We start from the raw sequence: 15762 nt of genomic DNA on the forward strand, positions 1-15762 counted from the left end.
CGGCTCCGGCGTGGCTGATGGCCGCGCCACCGGTCTCGGCGCAACCGCCACCCCCGCCGCCCGGAGCCGAATGCAATTATCCCAACTGCACGCCTGGGATTCAGCCGAACGTCGTCCTGGGGTCCTACTGCGCGAACACGACGTACTACGTGTTCGGCGTGACGAATTGGGGTCGGCTGGTGTTCTGCGGCTCCCCGCGGCGTTACGAGCCGCGGTGGTTCCGGTCCCCGGAGATGCACGGGGTGAAGAACGAGGGCGATCTGTGTCCTGCGCTCGACGGCCAGGTGGCGCAGTCGCCCGACGGCCTGTTCCTCACGTGCATCGCGAAGGACAATCGCTCGTTCTGGGCCCGAGGCGACGCGTCGGCCAGCATCAACGAGCCCCCGCTGTAGATCTCGACGGGACGGGCGGTCACCACGGACGGATCGAACAGAGTGCCCCTTTGGTGCCGGCATCGGTGGACACCACGACATCATCGACCCGCATCTCGCACACGAAGCCCGGCTCGTTCAGCGGTTGCGAGGTGTGCCCGGGTAGTCCGACCACGACCATGGCCCACTGGTCGGGATCGGCCAGCTGGGTCTCGAACACCCACGCTTTCCCCGGGCCGAGGTTCGCTTCGACATTCGGGGTGAACCGGTACGGATTGTGGCTGTACTCGGCCCAGTTCGGCGGGTCCACCTCGCGGTAGTAGATCTCGGCGTTGGCGATGTCCTGGCTGGCGCCCACGGTGTACTTGATATGGCGCAGCGGAGGCTGTGCCTCGGCGACCCCGGCGGCGAACACCGTGGTCGCCGCGCACATGCCGGCCACACCGGCAGCAGCCACCGTCAGCGTTTTGCTCAACACCATCGTCGAATGATAGAACGCGACATCGGACGAGGGAAGCGAATCGGCTTACGCACTCAACGAATTGGGGCGAAAGTGATATTCAGTTCGGTCAGGCCGCGCAGGATGAACGTCGGTTCGTAGGTGTAGCGGCGATCCCCGGGCGGACCGTGCAACTCCTCGTCGATGGCGATGTCGCCCATCCGGTCCAGAATCCGCTCGATCGACACCCGTCCCTCGACGCGGGCCAGCGGCCCGCCCGGGCACGAGTGCACTCCGCGTCCGAAGGCGATGTGCTCGCGCACGTTCTTGCGATTCAGATCGAATTCGTGCGGGTGGTCGAAGCGACTCGGATCGCGGTTGACCGCGCCCGGGCACACCATCAGCGTGGTGCCGGCCGGGACGTCGACATCACCGACCCTCGTCGGCTTCTTGGCCAGCCGGAACTGGCTCTTGACCGGCGCGTCCATCCGCAGCGCCTCCTCGATGAACACCGGGATCCGGCTACGGTCGCGGCGCAAGGTCTCTTGGATGTCGGGATGGTCGCCGAGCACCCGCAGCGACGCCGACAGCAGCTTGGTGGTGGTCTCCTGGCCGGCGGCGAACAGGAACGTCGCCGAGCGCACCACCTCGATGACCGGCGGGGTCGACCCGTCGGGGTACTTCGACGTCGCCAGTGCGGTCAGCACGTCGTCGCGCGGATTCTCGCGGCGGTCCTCGATGTAGGCGCTGAACTTGTCGTCGAGCCACTCCAGCGGGTTGGTCGAGACGAGGTCGGTGTGATCCAGTGAGCCGACGTTGGCACCGGGCCGCGGTGCGCCCAGGACGGTGCGGAACTCCTCGTGGTCGGCCTCCGGAACACCGAGCAGGTCGGCGATCACCAACAGCGAGAACGGCTTTGCGTACGCGCTGAGGAACTCGGTGCGGCCCACCGGTCCGTCGCCGAGGATGTCGTCGAGCACTTCGTCGGCCAGCCGCCACATGAAGTCCTCGTTCTCCTTGAGCCGGCTGGGCGTCAGGAGGCGGTTGAGCAGTGAGCGGGCGTTGGTGTGGTCGGGCGGGTCCATGGTGACCATGTGCTCGAACATCGGCATCTGGGGCCGGTGTGCGGTGATCTGGTCGGTGATGTCGTCGCCTTCGGGTGTGAAGGGCAGTGGCGGGAACGGGCCGGCGACCGCGATGCACGACGAGAACGTGTCGGTGTCCTTGAGGACCGTGGCCGCCTCGTCGTAACCGGTCACCGCCAGCACCCCGTAGTGGGGTTCTTGGACCACGGGGCACTTGGCGCGCAGGTGGTCGAAGTACGGGTGGGGATCCGGCACCAGGGAGGGATCGGTGAAGTAGTCGACCGTGTCGAAGTTGCTCATGGTTCTTGCCTCCCGGGCTGCGGGCTCGTGCCGATGAAGGGGGTGTCAGGGGAATCGGCGTGATATTTCGCGAATGCTGAGCACTTGCTTAGCATGGTCGGAGAGCTAGGGTCAAGATCAGTAGGCATGTCGGGCGCTCACCGGTGCTGACGGTCTGGGACGCTACCGGCGGAGGATGGGAGGTGAGCATGACTCCGGGAGGGGAGGTGGGAATGAAATCGTCGCGACGAATCGGGGCTCCCGACGCGAAGAATCGGGTGGTGCTGCTCGACGCCGCCGAGCAACTGCTCCTCGAGGAGGGCTACGCGGCGGTGACGTCTCGGCGGGTCGCCGACCGCGCCCATCTCAAACCGCAGCTGGTGCACTACTACTTCCGCACGATGGAAGATCTGTTCCTGGCGGTGTTCCGGCGGCGGGCCGAAGAGGGGTTGGCGGTGCTGACCACGGCGCTGCAGTCGCCGCAACCATTGTGGGCGCTGTGGCGGTTCAGCACCGCGCCCGAAGCCACCCGCCTGACCATGGAATTCATGGGTCTGGCCAACCATCGCAAAGCGTTGCGCGCCGAGATCGTGTACTACGCCGAGCGATTCCGGCAGGCGCAGAACCAGGCGATCGCGGAGGCGTTGGACCGGCACCGGGCCGTAGCCGGTGAGGTGCCGCCCGTGGTGTGGACGATCTTTGCGACCGCGGTGTCGCAGGCGATCGTCATGGAGAAGGCGCTGGGAATCGACACCGGGCATGCGGAGACCTTCGCGTTCTGCGAGGAGTGGCTGCGCCGCCTCGAGGGCGACCCGTTGCCGGAGGTCGCCGCCTTCGCCGAGGAAGCCGCGGCGTCGCACGGCAGCCCGTAGCGTCGGCCCAGTGGCGCGGTGCAGAGGCGTTATAGCGACAGGATCGTCGCTGACGCGGTGCCGGGCGCACCGTACACCTGGGCCAGCCCGACCCGCGGCGAGCCCGGTACCTGCCGTTCGCCGGCCTCTCCGCGCAACTGCCGCACCAATTCGTGCATCTGCCGCAGACCCGATGCGCCGATCGGTTCCCCATTGGCTATCAACCCGCCGTCGGTGTTGACCGGCATGCTGCCGCCGATCTCGGTGGCGCCGTCGGCCAGCAGCTTCTCCTGCTCGCCGTCGGCGCACAGACCTGTCTCCGCCATGTGGATGACCTCGGCGCCGGCGTCGGTGTCCTGCAGCTGCGCGATGTCGACATCCTCGGGACCGATACCGGCGGCCTCATAGGCGGCCTTGGCCGCGTAGACCGTCGGTGACGGATCCTCGTCGAGTGGAGCCGAGGTCGCATGCACCTCATAGGCGCCGTAGGTCCTGGTCCGAATCTCGCTGGCGCGCACGTAGACCGGCTTGTCGGTGTACTTGTGCGCGATGTCGGCGCGGCACATGATCACCGCGGCCGCACCTTCGTCGGGGGCGCAGAACATGTACTGGCGCAACGGATAGTTCAACACCGGCGAGGCCATGATCTCCTCGACCGAAATCTCCTTGCGCCGGAACGCATTCGGGTTCAGCACGCCGTTGCGGAAATTCTTGTTGGCCACCCGCGCCAGCGTCTCCTCGGAGATGTTGTGCTTGTGGATGTAGTGGTTTGCTTTCATCCCGAAGAATTTGGTGGTGACGAACTGGCCGTTGTTGGCATACCACTGCGGCAGCGCGAGTTTGGCCGGATCGTCGGTGAACGCGCCGCGGGGGTGCTTGTCGAGCCCGATGGCGATGCCGATGTCGTACTTGCCCAGCCGAATGGTGTCGGCGGTCTGCTGAATCGCCGACGCCGAGGTCGCGCACGCATTGAAGACATTGGTGAAGGTGATGCCGGTCAGTCCGACCAGCCGGGTCACCGCGTCGGGGTTGGACACCTCATAGCTTCCGCCGAACCCGAACTGGATGTCCTTCCAGTTCAGCCCCGCGTCGGTCAGGGCGGCCTGAATCGCGTCGGCGCCCATCTCCATCGCGGTCTTGTCGAAGCGGCCGAACGGGTGCAGGCCGACGCCGATGATCGCGACATCGTTGGTGGAGTTGCTCATCTGTCAGTCTCCTCAGTTGCCGACCGGGGCAAAGGCGAAGGTGACGATCTCGGCGCCGTCGTCGCCCTTGGTGAACGGCACCATGGTCAGCTCGACCTCCTGGCCGAACTGCAGTTTGGCGGGATCGTTCTCGGTGAGTCGACCCTCCACCCGGATCACCGGCTCATCGCCGTCGCGCAGTTCCACGAGTCCGACGCCGAACGGAACGAAGTCCTTGCCGGTCGGGCCCAGGTAGGGCGGGCCCGGCGGGAAACCCTGCGTCGTCCAGGCCACGATCGTGCCGCGCCGCGGCAACCGCACCTCTGACATGTCGCCGCCGCTGCACTTCGGGCAACGCTGCTGTACCGGAAACGTGGTGGCGCCACAACTCGCGCACCTGCTTCCGATCAGCTGCGGGTTGTCGTCTGGCCAGGTGGAGATCTCGGGCGCCAGCGCCCGCTGCGAGGTCGACACGCAGGTGACGATAACCGGAAATGCGGTTCTCGTCTAGAGAGAATCAGCGGCGCAAAGGGTGTCGCGACGGCCGGAGTCAGCCGCGCTTCATCACCTTGTCCGCCGCGGTCCAGTGCTCGTCAGCGACCCACAGGTCAGCGAATGCCTTGACCGCCTCGGTGGTCGGGACACCTCTCAGCACCCGCTTGACCTGCCCCGCCGGAACGGTTGCCAGGGTGCGGGCGATCAGCCGCCACTGTTCGTCGAACGACGCGCGGGGGATGACCTGGTCGACCAGTCCGATCTGCTCGGCGTCGGTCGCCGAGAGGATCCGCCCCGTCCCGGCCAGGAGGAGCGCTCTGCTGTATCCGACGAGCTCGGCCAGGCGTTCCGCGCCGCCCCACGCCGGCATGATCGCCAGCGCCACCTGGTTGAAGCCGATCTTGATGTCGTCGGCGGCCAGTCGGATGTCCGCCGCGACCGCGAACTCGGCGCCGCCGCCGAGAGCGTGCCCGTTCAACGCGGCCACGGTCGGGCCGGGAAAGCGGGCTACGCGGTCGCAGATCGACCGCATCCGGAACGACATCGCCGATGCCTGCTCGACCGTGCGCAGCGCACTGAGCTCCTTGAGGTCGCCGCCGGAGACGAAGGCCCGGTCCCCGGTGCCGGTCAGGGCCAGCGCGGCGGCACCCTGGGCGCCGTCGAGCGCCCGGTCGAGGTGCTCCATCGTCTCCAGCGAGATCGCGTTACGCGCGTGCGGTCGGTCGATGGTGATGATCGCCAAACCGTCTTCGATCTCGAGGTCGACCATCAATGATTCTCCATCTGCGGTATTGGCATTCTCGTTTGCGGAGAATAGCATCACGGGGGCATTCACCTGCTATGGGAGGACAGGCGCACGCGATATGCGGACAATTCCTGCGGAGCTGGTCGAGCGGTATGAGCAGGAAGGGTGGTGGACCCGCGAGACGCTCGGCGACCTGCTCGCCAGAGGGCTGAAGGACCACCCGGATACCGGCTTCTGCGTCCACTCCGACGTCCGCCCCTACCGCGGCACGTTCGCCGATGTCGAGCATGACGCGCGCCGGCTCGCCGCGGGGCTGCAGGCCCGCGGGGTGGGCGCCGGCGATGTGGTGGCGCTGCAACTGCCGAACTGGCGCGAGGCCGCCGTCACGTTCTGGGCCTCGGCGTTCCTCGGCGCCGTGATCGTGCCCGTTGTGCACTTTTACGGCCGTAAAGAGCTGACGCACATCCTGGGCTCGGCCGCGCCGCGCGCCTTCGTCACCACGCGTGAGTTCGGGCGGATGCGCTACCTTCCCGACCTCTGCACCGACATCCCGATCGTCGGGCTGGTCGGAGCCGATGACATCGCCGGCCGCGGCGGTTCCCTCGCCGGCCATGAACTCGCATTCGAGGACCTGCTCGCCGACGCACCGATGACCGGGACCGTCGATGCCGATCCCGGGGCGCCGGCGCTGATCGCGTTCACCTCCGGCACGACGCGTGACCCCAAAGGGGTGGTGCACAGTCATCAGACACTGAGCTGCGAGACACGCCAGCTGCTGGAGAACTACCCGCCGGACCGGGGGCGGCAGCTGACCGCGACCCCGGTCGGGCACTTCATCGGCATGCTCGGCGCGTTCCTGATCCCGGTGTTGGAGGGGGCGCCCATCGATCTGTGTGATGTGTGGGATCCGGGCCGGGTCCTCGAGCTGATCGAGAGCGACGGGCTGTCGATCGGCGGCGGCCCGCCGTACTTCGTCACCAGCCTGCTCGACCACCCGAACTGCCGTCCGGAGCACCTACGCCACTTCAGCACCGTCGGCCTCGGCGGATCCACGGTGCCCTCGGCGGTCACCCAGCGCTTGCATGACCTCGGCATGTTCGTGTTCCGCTCCTACGGCAGCACAGAGCACCCGTCGATCACCGGATCGCGGCCCACCGCTCCGGTCGAGAAGCGCCTGTTCACCGACGGAAACGCCAGACCCGGCGTGGAGATCCGGATCGGCCCGGACGGGGAGATCTTCAGCCGGGGTCCGGACCTCTGCCTGGGATACACCGACGCCGAGCTGACGCGCAACGCGTTCGACGACGACGGCTGGTACTCCACGGGTGACGTCGGCGTGCTGGACGAGGACGGCTACCTGACCATCACCGACCGCAAGGCCGACGTGATCATCCGCGGCGGCGAGAACATCAGTGCGCTGGAGGTCGAAGAGGTGCTGCTGGGGATGCCCGCGGTGGCCGAGGCCGTGGTGGTCGCGGCGCCGGACCCGCGCCTGGGGGAGCACACCGCGGCGGTGCTGCGGGTGCGTGACGGGCACGCGATGCCCTCGCTCGACGACGTCCGCGCACACTTCGCCGCGTGCGGCGTCGCGACCCAGAAGTGGCCCGAGGAGTTGCGGCAGGTCGACGACTTCCCGCGGACCGCCAGCGGCAAAGTGCAGAAGTACCTGGTGCGTCAGAGTCTGCGCACGTAGTTAAGCGGCCGGCTCATTGCAGCCGGCTAAAATTGAGAATACGATTCTCCCGAGACGAAAAGGAGTGTTCCATGGGGCAACTTTCTCACAGGGTCGACATACCCTTCCCGCTGTTCGACGCGGACAACCATCTGTACGAGCCGCCCGAGGCGATGACCAAGTACCTGCCCAAGGAGTACAAGGACATCGTCCAGTACGTCGAGGTCAACGGCCGGACCAAGATCGCGATCAAGGGCCAGATCAGCAACTACATCCCGAACCCCACGTTCTCCCACGTCGCCAAGCCGGGCGCCTGGGAGGAGTACTTCAAGTTCGGCAACCCGGACGGCAAGAGCAAGCGCGAACTGTTCGGTGAGCCGATGCGGTCCATCCCGGCGTTCTTCGAGCCGGCTCCCCGCCTCGAGCTGATGAACGAACTCGGCGTCGACCGGTCGCTGATGTTCCCGACACTGGCCAGCCTGATCGAGGAGCGGCTGCGCGACGACCCGGTCGCCATCCACGTCATCATCCACTCGCTCAACCAGTGGCTGGACGAGGTGTGGGGCTTCAACTACCAGAACCGCATCTTCGTCACGCCGGTGATCACCCTGCCGATCGTCGAGAAGGCGATCGAGGAGCTGGACTGGGCCGTCAAGCGTGGCGCCCGCGCGATCCTCGTACGCCCGGCACCGGTGCCCGGTTTCCGCGGCCCGCGGTCGTTCGCGCTGCCCGAGTTCGACCCGTTCTGGGAGAAGTGCGTCGAGTACGACGTGTTCGTCGGGATGCACTCCTCGGACAGCGGGTACTCGCGCTACACCTCGGAGTGGGACGGCGTGGCGCAGGAGATGCTGCCGTTCCAGACCAACGCGATGTCGATCCTCAACGAGTGGCGCCCAATCCAGGATGCGGTGGCCTCCTGGGTGATTCACGGTGCGCTGTTCCGGCATCCCAAGCTCAAGGTCGGCATCGTCGAGGCCGGCTCGAAGTGGATGTTCCCGCTGCTGGATTCGATGGCCGAGGTCTACAAGAAGGCGCCGGAGGCCTTCCTGGGCAACCCGATCGAGGAGATCAAGAACCGCATCTTCGTCAGCCCGTTCTACGAGGAGGGCATCGACGACCTGATCAACCTGATCGGCGTGGACCAGGTGCTCTACGGTTCCGACTGGCCGCACCCCGAAGGGCTGGCCGAGCCGACGCACTATGTGACTGCGCTGGAGCACCTTTCGGTGGAGGATCAGGCCAAGATCATGGGCGGCAACCTGGGCCGGCTCGTCACGGTGTGACGTACGTTCCGAAGTGGGCGACCATCCCCGAGATGGTCGCCAGCGCGGCGGACCGGTTCGGCGACGCCGAAGCGGTCGTCGACGGTCCGCTGCGCTTGTCCTTCACCGAAGTCGTCGACCGGATCCGCCGTGCGGCCGGAGCGTTTGCCGAGTTCGGCGTCGCCAAGGGCGACCGGGTCGCTCTCTGGGCGCCCAACAGCGCCGAGTGGATCATCGCGGCGTTCGGTCTGCTGACCGCCGGCGGTGTGCTGGTCCCGGTCAACACCCGGTTCAAAGCCGAGGAGGCCGCCGACATCATCAGCCGCAGCGGGGCCAAAGCCGTTCTGGTGCAGCAGGGTTTCCTCGATGTCGATTATCAGGCCCCGAACAGTGTGCCCGTCGTCGACGTGAAGTCGGATTTTCTGTCCAGCGGTGAGCCGTTCAGCAGAGACGTTGCCGCCGAGGACATCTCGGACATCATCTTCACCTCGGGTACCACCGGCCGCCCCAAGGGCGTGATGATGCACCACGCCCAGAACCTTCGGCTGTACGAAGAATGGTGCGATCTCGCGGATCTGCGTCAGGGCGATCGCTACCTGATGGTCAATCCGTACTTCCACACGTTCGGCTACAAGGCCGGCCTGATCGCGTCGTTCATACGGGGCGCGACGATGCTGCCCGTCCCGATCTTCGACGTCGACCGCGTCGTCGACCTGATCGCCACCGAGCGCGTCACCATGCTCCCCGGACCGCCGACGCTCTACCACTCGCTGCTCGGCGTCGCCGACAAGACCAAACTCGCGACGCTGCGTGCCGGGGTGACCGGCGCGGCCGACATCCCCGTCGAGCTCGTCCGGCGGGTGCACGAGGAATTGCCGTTCCAGACGCTGGCCACCGGCTACGGCCTGACCGAGGCAGGTACGGCGACCTTGTCGCGACCGGGGGACTCCTTCACCGACATCGCCACCACCGCCGGGGTGGCCTGCGACGGCGTCGAGTTGCGCATCGCCGACGATGGCGAGGTCCTGATCCGCGGCTACACCGTGATGCAGGGGTATCTCGACGACCCGGACGCCACCGCGGAGGCCATCGATTCCGACGGCTGGCTGCACACCGGGGACCTCGGCACCCTCGACGAGGCGGGCCGCCTGCGCATCGTCGGACGGAAGAAGGACATGTTCATCGTCGGCGGCTTCAACGCCTACCCGGCGGAGATCGAGGGTTTCCTCCTCGAACATCCCGCCATTGCGCAGGTCGCGGTGATCGGCGTACCGGACGAGCGGATGGGCCAGGTCGGCAAGGCGTTCGTCGTGCGCGTGCCCGGGACCGCCGAGTGCACCGCCGACGAGCTGATCACCTGGAGCCGGGACCGAATGGCGGGCTTCAAGGTGCCGCGGTATGTAGAGTTCCTCGACGAGTTGCCATTGAACGCCACCGGCAAGGTCATGAAGGACAAGCTGCAGGCCGTTTCCGTTGAGCGTCGGCCCAGCACGTAAACGGCATTTCCGCTGTCCAGGCCGTTTGCCGAGGCCCGGAAAATGGAGAGTATCGTCGAAGCGATGCGCAGAAATGAAGAATGACGTTCTCGTTTCGGGGACGACCCTGCGCGAAAGCACTGAGGAAGACAGGAGGTCGGTGTGCCGTCTTTCAGACGACGTGAGTCGGTGATCGACACCGATCGCGCCGGGAGTTCGCCCGCGGCGGAGCGGGTCGACGACGCACAGCGCGCCCGGGCGCTGGCTGAGGAAGCCGAGGCCGAGGCCGCTGAGGCCGAGGCGCGCGCTGCCGCAGCGCGGGCCCGCGCCAAGGCGATCCGGTTGCGGCGGGAAGCCGAAGCCGCCGGTTCGGACGAGCCGTCCGCGCCCGACGACGAGTCGTCGTCGCCCGGCGAGGTCGACGGGACTCCGGTCACCGAGGTGGACACCACGGGCTCCGACGTCGACGCCGACGAAGCCGAGGCCGGCGAAGCCGAGGGCCCAGAAGCCTCCGCCGCGGCGCCGAAGTCCAAGCGCCGCCTGCCCCGTCCGGGCTGGAGGACGGTCGCGGCGTCGCTGGTGATCGTGTGCACGCTCGCCCTGCTCGGGCTCAGCGGCTTCATGGTGTGGAAGCACCGGGAAGCCGAACAATTGAGTCAGCAGCGAGCCGAGTACGCGGCGGCCGGACGCCAGAGCGTGGTCACCCTGATGTCGCTGGACTTCAACAACGCCGAAGAAGATGTGCAGCGCATCATCGACAACTCGACGGGCCAGTTCAAGACCGACTTCGAGACCCAGGCCCAGGACTTCGTCAAGGTCGCACAGGATTCCAAGGTGGTCACCGAGGTCTCGGTGAACTCCACGGCCGTCGATGAGATGACCGACGACACCGCAGAGGTGCTGGTGGCAGCATCGTCGCGGGTGACCAACACCGCCGGTGCCGACGGTGAACCTCGCACCTGGCGGCTCAGCGTGAGCCTGCAACGCGAAGGCGGGCAGATCAAGATGTCGAAAGTCGAGTTCGTCCCGTGAGCGAGAAGAAAGCCGTAGGGGAGCCGGCGCCGGAGATTCCCGAGTCCCATCCTGAAGCGGAGGAAGCGTCGAACGCCGAGTTCGTCGACGAGACCCCCATCGACGAGACTCCGGCCGAACCGGCTCCGGATCGCGAGCCTCCCCGGCGTTCGATCAAGGGGCTGGTGACCGCGGGTGTGCTGGCCGTGGCGCTGCTGGCGTCGGCAGGACTGGCCGGATGGCTCTACACCAACCAGTACCGGCCGGACCAGCAGACCGACGCGGATGCGCGACAGGTGGTGCTCGATGCCGCGACCAGCGGCACCGTGGCCCTGCTGTCGTACTCGCCGGAGTCGCTGGAGGCCGACTTCGCCGCTGCCAAAGCGCGGCTGACCGGTGACTTCCTGTCTTACTACACGCAGTTCACCGAGCAGATCGTCACGCCCGCGGCCAAGGAGAAGCAGGTCAAGACCACGGCTTCAGTGGTGCGTTCCGGAGTCGCGCAGATGGAGCCGGACACCGCCGAGGTGCTGGTGTTCATCAACCAGACCACCACGAGCAAGGAGAACCCGGACGGCGCGTTCGCGGCGAGCAGCGTGAAAGTCGGCATGACCAAGGTCGACGGCAACTGGCTCATCGAGTCGTTCGACCCGGTCTGACCGACTCTCCGGTGAACGCCACGGCGATCGTGCCGGTGCCGGTCGGCTATGTCGACCGGCACGATGCGCTGCTGGTGCCGCTGGCCGGACGCTCGGCGTTGGCACACCTGGTCGCCACGGTGCAGCCCCGCGCCGAGGTCGTCCTGGCGGCAGCACCGCCGCTGGCGGACGTCGTCGTCGAAGCGGTTGATGCGCAACATCTCTCGAGTCTGCGCGTCGTGGTCGCCGACCGGCCGGGCGAGCGCGTGCAGTGCTTGTCGGCCGGCGTGGCGGCCTGCGGCACCGGGCCGGTAGTCATCTTGGACCTCGCCTGGGCGGCGTGCCGGCCCGGCACGGTCCAGCGCCTCTGCGCCGAGCTGGCCGGCGGTGCGCCGGTCGTCGTGCCGACCACTGCGGTGACCGACAGCGTCAAACGGATCGACCGACGGGGCATCGTCACGGCGACGTGGGACCGTTCTCGGTTACGGACGACCCAGTTTCCGCGCGGCTTCGACGCGGCGACGTTGCGGGCGCTCCTCGCCGGCGCAGAAGAGCCGTTCGACGAGGTGGGGGCGGCGCTGCGGGCCGGTGTTCCGGTCACCGAGATCGACGGGGACGGCCGTGCGCAACGCCTCGAACTTCCGTGCGATGCGCGCTATCTCACCGCGGTGCTCGAGGCGCAACCGGATCGGTGAGCAGCCGGTCGGCGACTGCGATATCGCCGGGGTAGGTCACCTTGAGATTGGTGACGTGACCGGGAAACGTCTGGACGTCGACGTCGGTGTAGTGCTCGACACACGAGGAGGTGTCGGTGCCCTCGAATCCGTCGCGGGCTGCGCAGCGGTAGGCATGTAACAGCTCGCGGGCGCGGAATGCCTGCGGCGTCTGAACTCGGACCAGCGTGCCGGCGACGGCCTCCAGACCGTCGGGGCCGACGGCGGCGACGTCGGTCAGCGACAGCGCCGGCAGCGCTCCACCGTGTCGGCGGGCCAGCGCGATCGCCGTGTCGAACATGGCCTCGTCGGCCAGTGGGCGGGCTGCGTCGTGAATGGCCACGACATCCACCGCGCCGCTGTCGATATCGGTGTCCAGCGCCGACAACATGTTGAGCTCCGACTCGTGCCGGCTGTCGCCGCCCTCGACAAGATCGATCCGCACCCCGGGCAGCTCCTGGTGCAGCGTCGCCGCGGCGAGGTCGCGTTCACCGCGGCGGAACACCAGCACCATGCGGTCCACCGAGGCTGCTCGCGAGATGGTGTCCAGGGACCAGACCAGCATCGAGCGACCCGCCAGGGGCAGGTAGGCCTTGTTCCCGTCGGCGCCCACCCGGGTGCCCAGCCCCGCGGCGAGCACCACCGCGACCGCATCGCCCATGCCCGAACAGTAGCGGCAACGGCGCCGCGGCCCGCGCCGGTTCAGGGCCGGATGCCCTCGAGCAGCATGTCGTCGGGCTGCGTCCGCAGCAGCTTGCGTGCCTTGTGCCGGGTGATCAGGATGCCGGTGACAGCCAGTGCCCAGATGCCGTACTGCACCGTCCACGCGAGCCGGAAGGAGTCGAACGACAATCCTCCGGCGGCTTCGAGTACCACCCCCATCAGCTGCATCACCATCAGCGACGCCAGAAAACCGCCCATGTTGACCATGCCCTGCGCGGTGCCGAGGGTGGCGCTGGGATTGAAGGTCCGGGCGAAGTCGAAGCCGACCATCGAGCCGGGTCCCCCGACCGAGATCACCACGACCAGCGCTACCAGCAACCAGAGCGGCGCAGGCCCGGGCAGTGCCAGCACCACCGTCCACGCCAGCGCGTTGCTGGCGATGATGGCGAGCACCAGACGCGAGCGCCGGTGGGGATGGCGCCCCGTGAGGATGCCGATCACCACGCCCGCTCCGATGGCCGCGGCCACCGACACGGTCAGCAGGGTGCCGGCCGCGGTGGGTGACAGGCCTTGGGCCACGGTCAGATACGGCACGCCCCACATCAGCGCGAACACCGTGACGGAGAACTGGGTGCCCATATGGGTGAAGAAGCCCAGCCGCGTCCCCGGACGCAGCCACACGGTCTTGAGGCTGGTCAACGTCTGCCGCACCGTCATGGCCGCGCCCGTCGTCACCGTGCCTTCGGGCGCATTCCTGACAATCAGCAGGATCAACACGATCGCCAGCGCCCCGAACGCCGCCACCGACGCGTACGCGGTCGTCCATCCGGACGCGGACAGCAGCGCGAGGAACGGCACCGCCGACAACACCTGGCCGAGCTGTCCGCAGATCCCTGTCAACTGGGTGACCAACGGGACGCGGCGTGGAGAAAACCAGTACGGCACCAACCGCAGCACGGAGATGAACGTGACGGCATCGCCGAGCCCGACGACCGCGCGCGCACCGAGGGCGACGGGCAGCGATTCGGTGAGCGCCAGCGTCAGTTGCCCACAGGACATCAAGGCCGCTCCGGCGATGATCAGGGCCTTGGAGCCGAATCGGTCCAACAGCAGACCCGCCGGGACCTGAGCGCCGGCATAGACGACCACCTGCAGCACCACGAACGTCGACAGCAGCCCGGGGCCCGCGCCGAAGCGGTCGGCCGCTGCCAGCCCCGAGACGCCCAGCGTGGTGCGGTCCAGGACGGCGATGATGTAGGCGAGCAGACCGGTCGCCCAGATGATCCAGGACCGCACGCGCTCACCCCCTGCGAAGGCTGTGGCGGAGAATGCGCTGCGCTGCGTGCAGCTACTCCTCGGGAAATCCGGCAGTTACCGGCGACCCTGCGATCTTCCCGCGAGAGAGCGGTCGAGTGCTAACTGGTCGAGGGTGATGTTGGTCGCCCGAGCTAACATATTCCGGCGTTGATGTTGGCTGAAACCGTGCAGTGTCGACCGAAACAGTCGGCGAAAATTCTCATCTGTGCAGGCTGTCGCGCTGCGATGGGGTTTGTGCGATCGTAAATTGACGGCCGTCTTCCTTCGCTCGCAGGCCGCGCGAGCGTTACAGTGAGTGCATGCATCGTCGGGGGTGTGCGCACGCAATCGGCTTCGATCCGCCGGGTCGGGAGCGCAGCGATGGCTGAGTACCGCCTGGAAGATCTCGCCGCGGTGTCCGGGGTCAGTGCGCGCAACATCCGCGCCTACCGGGAACGTGGTCTGCTCGACCCGCCCCGCAGGGTGGGCCGCTCGGCGCTTTACGACGACTATCACCTGTCACAGCTCAACACCATCAGCCAGCTGCTGCGCAAAGGCTTCACCTCCGTGCACATCGCCGAGTTCTTCGAGAGCATGCGGCACGGCGCGGATCTCGCCGACATCCTCGGCCTGCAGCGCGCGGTACTCGGCGCCCGCGGCGACGAGCAAGACGAGGCGGCCGCCGAATCCATCGATCTCGATGCCGACTCCGAGGAGGCGCGGGCCCTGGTGTCCTACGGGTTGGCCAAGATCGACGGTCGCGACGTCGTCATCACCGACAGCGCCGTCGCCGAGGTCCTTGCCAAGTCCGCGGAGCCGATGCGTTATGTACGGGCGTTGCTCCAGTTCCTGGCCGTTGCCGACGACCACCTCGAAGAGCTGGCCAAGGCCTTCGTGGGCACGCTCTCGGAGCTCTACACCGCCCGGGTCGGGGAGAGGTGCCTGCCCAAGCCGGCGGACACCGACGAGATCCGCCGGCTGCTGCAGGACTATCGTGCGATCGGCGCCGCGACCATGGCCAACCGCTTCGAGGAGGTCAGCCGGCGCTATCTGGTGACCGAGTCCTCGGACTACGTGGCCGGGATTCTGGTCACCGGGGCCTGGGAGCCCGAGCACGCCTGACGCGCACCATCGATCGCATGGCTTTCCCTACTGATCGGTAAGGTTTTGTAGCAAACTTCTGTCCACCCCGCGAACCGACGACCGGACAATTTCGACGATCATGTCATCCCGGTCCTCGGTGCTCTGCGACACAGTGCGAACCAAAATTTCCAGATAACGATTTCATAACAAAACTGCTTTGAACTGCGATTCTTCCTTACTCAACCGTAACCACCTGCATGCAGCAGGTTTGACGGCGGCGCCACGCAGCGGTTCCGTTTGCCGTGTTACGCAACGTTCGGTTACCGAAGCGTAGAACTCGCCAGTAACCATTTCGCGCGTAAAACTGGCCCTGTCTCTTATGACACTCTTACTACGGCTGAAAGTCACCGCGGCCCGCCGCGCAGCAGACCAGCCGGATTCGACGCCGAATCGCCATGCCCGCGTCCGACCGCGGACGTGCCCCATGACTGCCCCGACGA

16 protein-coding genes are annotated in these 15762 nt (G+C 67.1%); 9 read left to right on the forward strand and 7 right to left on the reverse strand.

Annotated elements, in window-relative coordinates; genetic code table 11:
• Positions 1-17 precede the first annotated feature (17 nt).
• Positions 18-392 carry a hypothetical protein gene (locus G6N31_RS02655; protein ID WP_276058045.1) on the forward strand — a complete coding sequence of 125 codons (375 nt, stop codon included), beginning with the start codon at positions 18-20 and terminating at the stop codon, positions 390-392.
• Positions 393-411: 19 nt separating this feature from the next.
• Here G6N31_RS02655 and G6N31_RS02660 read toward each other — a convergent pair whose 3' ends face one another.
• Both G6N31_RS02660 and G6N31_RS02665 read right to left on the reverse strand, forming a co-directional pair.
• A complete protein-coding gene (locus G6N31_RS02660) occupies positions 412-852 on the reverse strand; it encodes an Rv2576c family protein (RefSeq protein ID WP_098003357.1) in 441 nt (146 codons plus the stop codon).
• Between the two features lie 53 nt (positions 853-905).
• The gene (locus G6N31_RS02665; RefSeq protein ID WP_098003358.1) at positions 906-2195 is read right to left on the reverse strand and encodes a cytochrome P450; all 1290 of its coding nucleotides are present in this window, start codon (positions 2193-2195) and stop codon (positions 906-908) included.
• A 212-nt stretch (positions 2196-2407) separates the two neighbouring features.
• On the opposite strand from G6N31_RS02665, the gene G6N31_RS02670 reads away from it, so the two are divergent.
• A complete protein-coding gene (locus G6N31_RS02670; RefSeq protein WP_098003359.1) occupies positions 2408-3046 on the forward strand; it encodes a TetR/AcrR family transcriptional regulator in 639 nt (212 codons plus the stop codon).
• Positions 3047-3075: 29 nt separating this feature from the next.
• Here G6N31_RS02670 and G6N31_RS02675 read toward each other — a convergent pair whose 3' ends face one another.
• From G6N31_RS02675 to G6N31_RS02685, 3 genes are all read right to left on the reverse strand, one after another.
• Complete coding sequence (locus tag G6N31_RS02675) at positions 3076-4230, reverse strand: thiolase family protein (RefSeq protein ID WP_098003360.1); 1155 nt, start codon at positions 4228-4230, stop codon at positions 3076-3078.
• Positions 4231-4242: 12 nt separating this feature from the next.
• Complete coding sequence (locus G6N31_RS02680) at positions 4243-4695, reverse strand: Zn-ribbon domain-containing OB-fold protein (protein ID WP_098003361.1); 453 nt, start codon at positions 4693-4695, stop codon at positions 4243-4245.
• Between the two features lie 64 nt (positions 4696-4759).
• On the reverse strand, positions 4760-5473 hold the full coding sequence (locus G6N31_RS02685) for an enoyl-CoA hydratase/isomerase family protein (protein ID WP_098003362.1): 714 nt from the start codon (positions 5471-5473) through the stop codon (positions 4760-4762).
• A gap of 94 nt (positions 5474-5567) precedes the next feature.
• Between G6N31_RS02685 and G6N31_RS02690 the strand changes: the two genes are divergently transcribed.
• The 6 genes from G6N31_RS02690 to G6N31_RS02715 all read left to right on the forward strand — a co-directional run bounded on the left by G6N31_RS02690 (position 5568) and on the right by G6N31_RS02715 (position 12202).
• Positions 5568-7142, forward strand: a complete 1575-nt coding sequence (locus tag G6N31_RS02690; RefSeq protein WP_098003363.1) for an AMP-binding protein — start codon at positions 5568-5570, stop codon at positions 7140-7142.
• Positions 7143-7213: 71 nt separating this feature from the next.
• Positions 7214-8404 (forward strand): amidohydrolase family protein, encoded by a 1191-nt coding sequence (locus G6N31_RS02695; RefSeq protein WP_098003364.1) that lies wholly within the window; start codon positions 7214-7216, stop codon positions 8402-8404.
• A 32-nt stretch (positions 8405-8436) separates the two neighbouring features.
• Positions 8437-9879 (forward strand): FadD3 family acyl-CoA ligase, encoded by a 1443-nt coding sequence (locus tag G6N31_RS02700; RefSeq protein ID WP_207763449.1) that lies wholly within the window; start codon positions 8437-8439, stop codon positions 9877-9879.
• Between the two features lie 141 nt (positions 9880-10020).
• Positions 10021-10890 (forward strand): Rv1363c family protein, encoded by an 870-nt coding sequence (locus tag G6N31_RS02705; protein WP_098003366.1) that lies wholly within the window; start codon positions 10021-10023, stop codon positions 10888-10890.
• Between the two features lie 35 nt (positions 10891-10925).
• Positions 10926-11528 carry a hypothetical protein gene (locus tag G6N31_RS02710; RefSeq protein WP_098003400.1) on the forward strand — a complete coding sequence of 201 codons (603 nt, stop codon included), beginning with the start codon at positions 10926-10928 and terminating at the stop codon, positions 11526-11528.
• A gap of 11 nt (positions 11529-11539) precedes the next feature.
• Positions 11540-12202, forward strand: coding sequence for an IspD/TarI family cytidylyltransferase (locus tag G6N31_RS02715; protein WP_163722005.1), 663 nt, complete (start codon positions 11540-11542; stop codon positions 12200-12202).
• Here G6N31_RS02715 and G6N31_RS02720 read toward each other — a convergent pair.
• Together G6N31_RS02720 and G6N31_RS02725 are read right to left on the reverse strand one after the other, a co-directional pair.
• Positions 12168-12881 carry an IspD/TarI family cytidylyltransferase gene (locus G6N31_RS02720; RefSeq protein WP_098003368.1) on the reverse strand — a complete coding sequence of 238 codons (714 nt, stop codon included), beginning with the start codon at positions 12879-12881 and terminating at the stop codon, positions 12168-12170. The genes G6N31_RS02715 and G6N31_RS02720 overlap by 35 nt on opposite strands.
• A 41-nt stretch (positions 12882-12922) precedes the next feature.
• Positions 12923-14179, reverse strand: a complete 1257-nt coding sequence (locus G6N31_RS02725) for an MFS transporter (RefSeq protein ID WP_098003369.1) — start codon at positions 14177-14179, stop codon at positions 12923-12925.
• 381 nt (positions 14180-14560) lie between these two features.
• Here G6N31_RS02725 and G6N31_RS02730 point away from each other — a divergent pair, with 381 nt between their 5' ends.
• Positions 14561-15301, forward strand: coding sequence for a MerR family transcriptional regulator (locus tag G6N31_RS02730; protein ID WP_098003370.1), 741 nt, complete (start codon positions 14561-14563; stop codon positions 15299-15301).
• Positions 15302-15762: the final 461 nt, after the last annotated feature.

Origin of the sequence: Mycolicibacterium duvalii (genome assembly GCF_010726645.1) — a bacterium.
Classification (GTDB): Bacteria; Actinomycetota; Actinomycetes; order Mycobacteriales; family Mycobacteriaceae; genus Mycobacterium; species Mycobacterium duvalii.